A 2,876-nucleotide genomic window follows, 5' to 3' on the forward strand; every position below is an offset into this window, starting at 1 on the left:
CCCGCCCGCAACACCCGGTCCGGCCCGGACCGGAGGCTCAGCACCCGGTACCAGCGGAAGTCACCGCCCCGGTAGTGGCCGACACCCAGGTGCCAGCCCCGGGGCGTGTCGTCCACGCGCGATCGCAGGGCCACGTCGACCCCACCGATCCGGCGCAACAGCCGGATCCGCCGGGTGATCAGGACGGCAAGGACCACCACGGCCACGAACAGGCCCACCCCGATGGTCTCGATCACCCACACGGCTCGGCCCGCCCGTATCTCGGCTTCTCAGACAGCCTGCCCGGCCGCCCGGAGCCTGCCCCGCGCTTTCGCCCGGATCACCGAGTCCTCGCTCTCCGCCTCGAGCTTCGCCTGCTCGATGTCGATCTCGTGGGAGAGCTGGGCGTCCTCGGCGAGCACACTCACCCGGTCCCCGGTCACGGACAGGAACCCGCCGTGCACCGCCGCGTTGATCCGCTCCCCGTCGGGGGTGGTCACCCGGAACACACCGCCCTCGACGAGCTGACCGAGCAGCGGCTCGTGCCGGGGCAGGATGCCGATCTCCCCCTCGGTCGTCTCGGCCACCACGGAGGTCGCCGTCCCGGACCAGAGGCGACGCTCGACAGCGACGAGTTCGACGGTCATCTCGGCCACGCGCATCTCCTTCATCGGCTGGTTGCGTGCAGTCTAGACAACGGGACAGGCAACCTCCGCCGCCCTCCCGGTGTCCTGACCGTCATGTACCCACTGACAGGAGACTGGAGCGGCCGGTGAACCGCCAGGACCGGGAGTTCCACGACTTCGTCGTCCACAGATCGCGGGCCCTTCTGCGCACCGCGTACCTGCTCACCGGCGGAAACGCCCCGGCAGCCGAGGACCTGCTCCAGGACGTCCTCGCCCGGATGTACCCGAGGTGGCGGTCCGTCGCCGGTTCCCCTGAAGCCTACGCGCGGGCTGCGCTCGCCAACGCCGCGGCCAACCGGTGGCGCCGCCTCTCCCGGCGGGTCCGGGAGACGCCGTGGGAGGACCGGGGCGACCGGGGCGAGCTCGGACCAGAACCCGAGGTGGTCCGGCGCGACGAGGTCACCCGCGCGCTGGCCACGCTGCCACCCCGACAGCGGGCGGTGATCGTGCTCCGCTTCTCCGAGGACATGACGGAGGAGCAGACCGCCAAGGCCCTCGGGATCGCCAGGGGCACGGTCAAGAGCCAGACCGCGCGGGCACTCACCCGGCTGCGCGCCGTCCTGCACCAGGCAGGGGACGACGATCAAGGCGCGAAGCCGCACCCTCGCCCCCCTGCCCGCCGAGGTGAACGCCCCCGCGTCCCGGTCCGAGGAGACACCCCATGGACGTTGACGAACTGCGGCGGGTGCTGGTCCCCGCCGGCTCCGACCGCACGCTCCCACCCGGCTTCGCCGACGCGACCCTCGCCCGGGGGCGTGGCTACCGGCGACGCCGTCGCCTCGGCCTCGCGACCGGCACGGTCGGGCTGCTGGCGGTGGTGCTGGCGGTGTTCCTCTGGCCACCCTTCGCGACCCGGCCCGGTCCCGTGGTCCTGGCGGACCCCCGGTTCGAGCACCCGTCAGTGGGTGACCTCGGCGGAGCGCACGACCTCCCCTCCGAGGCGCTGGCGGTGTGGCGGGAGTGGTTCCCCACTTCCTGGTGGATTCTGCGACAGGACTGGACGGAGGAGATCCCAGGCGACCCCCAGGTGCTGTGGGCGGGCAGCACGCCGGGCGGCACCGTGGCCGTGATCGGCCAACGCGTGCTCGTACGAGGCGAACGGTCCGGCACGGCCGAGGGCCAGGTGACCACGCTCGTCGGCCTGGTCGGGCCGGACGCGGAGACCGGCGAGCTCCGCGTCCTCGGCGAGGACCTCGGCCACCGCATTCCCGGTACCCAACAGATCACCCCCTCGGGGTTCCTGTTCGGCGAGGACGACCGCACCCTGCTCGTCACCGATCCCCGGCCGGAGTCCGAGCTGCACGTCTCGACCCGGCGGTGGTGGACCGAGGACGCCCGGGTGGAGCGGGACTGGTGGGAGCTGGACGTCCAGGGAGCGGTGGCGGTCACCGAACTGCCCGAAGACGTGGACAGCAAGGCCGTCCAGGTCGCCACCCTCGATCCGGAGATGATGCGGGACGCGTTCCGCACCGACGGGTCCCTGCCCGTACTGGGAACCCTCGTGCTTTCGCACGCATCGGACTACCCGTACGACCCCGACCCGTTGGAAGGGGTTCCGGAGGAGGAGCGCACGCCGAACAACTTCCCCGAGCTGCTCGGGCCCGCGTCCCCGCCCGGCCTCGAGCTCCGGCGGAAGTACTTCATCGGGCCAGCGGACGCTGTCGGAGGAGAACCCGGTGACCAGTGGCTGCGGTTCATCGGGGACCTGTCCGACTGGGAGGCCGTGGACCCCTTCATGGTCAGCGGCAGCGGTTTCGGGAACTGGACGGTGACCCTCCCCCTCCCCGGGGGGCGCACGGCGACCGTCGGGGAACTGGACACGGATGACGACGTCGAACTGTTCACGGTCGTGCGAGGGCCGGATGGCGTCGAGGAGGTGGTGCACCACGGCCCGCTGCTCCAGGAGACCGCGCTCCCGGTCCGGGTTCCGCTACCGGCGGATGCCGGTTGGGTGGTGGTGGCACCCGACTCCACCCTCGGGGCCGTCCGGACCGGGACGCGGCCTGGGCCGACCCCGAGACGCCGACCCAGGTGTCGTCGCAGTTCGACCCCGAGACCGGCGTGACCTGGGAACCGGGTGAGCCCGGCCGCGACGTCGCCCTGCTGCCGCCGGACACCGTCGAGGTCGAGGTGGTTCCGGGGGACGGCGAACCCGTCGGCGTCCCCCTCGGGGGCTGAGACGGTGTGGACCGTCGGCGGGCCGGGGCGGCC

At 72.7% G+C, this 2,876-nt stretch carries 4 protein-coding genes and 1 pseudogene; 3 read left to right on the top strand and 2 right to left on the bottom strand.

Annotated elements, in window-relative coordinates; all coding sequences use genetic code 11:
• Positions 1–236 (bottom strand): DUF2550 family protein (locus tag ACTIDRAF_RS0220475; RefSeq protein WP_026066322.1); only part of this gene is annotated, 236 nt, incomplete at its 3' end.
• A gap of 33 nt (positions 237–269) precedes the next feature.
• Entirely contained in the window at positions 270–635 is a 366-nt protein-coding gene (locus ACTIDRAF_RS0220480; RefSeq protein ID WP_016700590.1) for a F0F1 ATP synthase subunit epsilon, read from the bottom strand.
• 116 nt (positions 636–751) lie between these two features.
• On the opposite strand from ACTIDRAF_RS0220480, the pseudogene ACTIDRAF_RS35105 reads away from it, so the two are divergent.
• The 3 genes and pseudogenes from ACTIDRAF_RS35105 to ACTIDRAF_RS33975 all read left to right on the top strand — a co-directional run.
• Positions 752–1,219: pseudogene (locus tag ACTIDRAF_RS35105) on the top strand (SigE family RNA polymerase sigma factor); the annotation flags it as partial.
• Positions 1,220–1,326: 107 nt separating this feature from the next.
• Positions 1,327–2,730 (top strand): hypothetical protein, encoded by a 1,404-nt coding sequence (locus ACTIDRAF_RS34285; RefSeq protein WP_016700592.1) that lies wholly within the window; start codon positions 1,327–1,329, stop codon positions 2,728–2,730.
• On the top strand, positions 2,697–2,843 hold the full coding sequence (locus ACTIDRAF_RS33975) for a hypothetical protein (protein ID WP_016700593.1): 147 nt from the start codon (positions 2,697–2,699) through the stop codon (positions 2,841–2,843). The genes ACTIDRAF_RS34285 and ACTIDRAF_RS33975 overlap by 34 nt, the downstream gene beginning before the upstream one ends.
• Positions 2,844–2,876: the final 33 nt, after the last annotated feature.

It is taken from the genome of Actinoalloteichus spitiensis RMV-1378, assembly GCF_000239155.1.
GTDB lineage: Bacteria > Actinomycetota > Actinomycetes > Mycobacteriales > Pseudonocardiaceae > Actinoalloteichus_B > Actinoalloteichus_B spitiensis.

Coding starts and splice junctions, on each gene's coding strand:
- ACTIDRAF_RS34285 (WP_016700592.1), top strand. CDS start 1,327: ATGGACGTTGACGAACTGCGGCGGGTGCTGGTCCCCGCCGGCTCCGAC.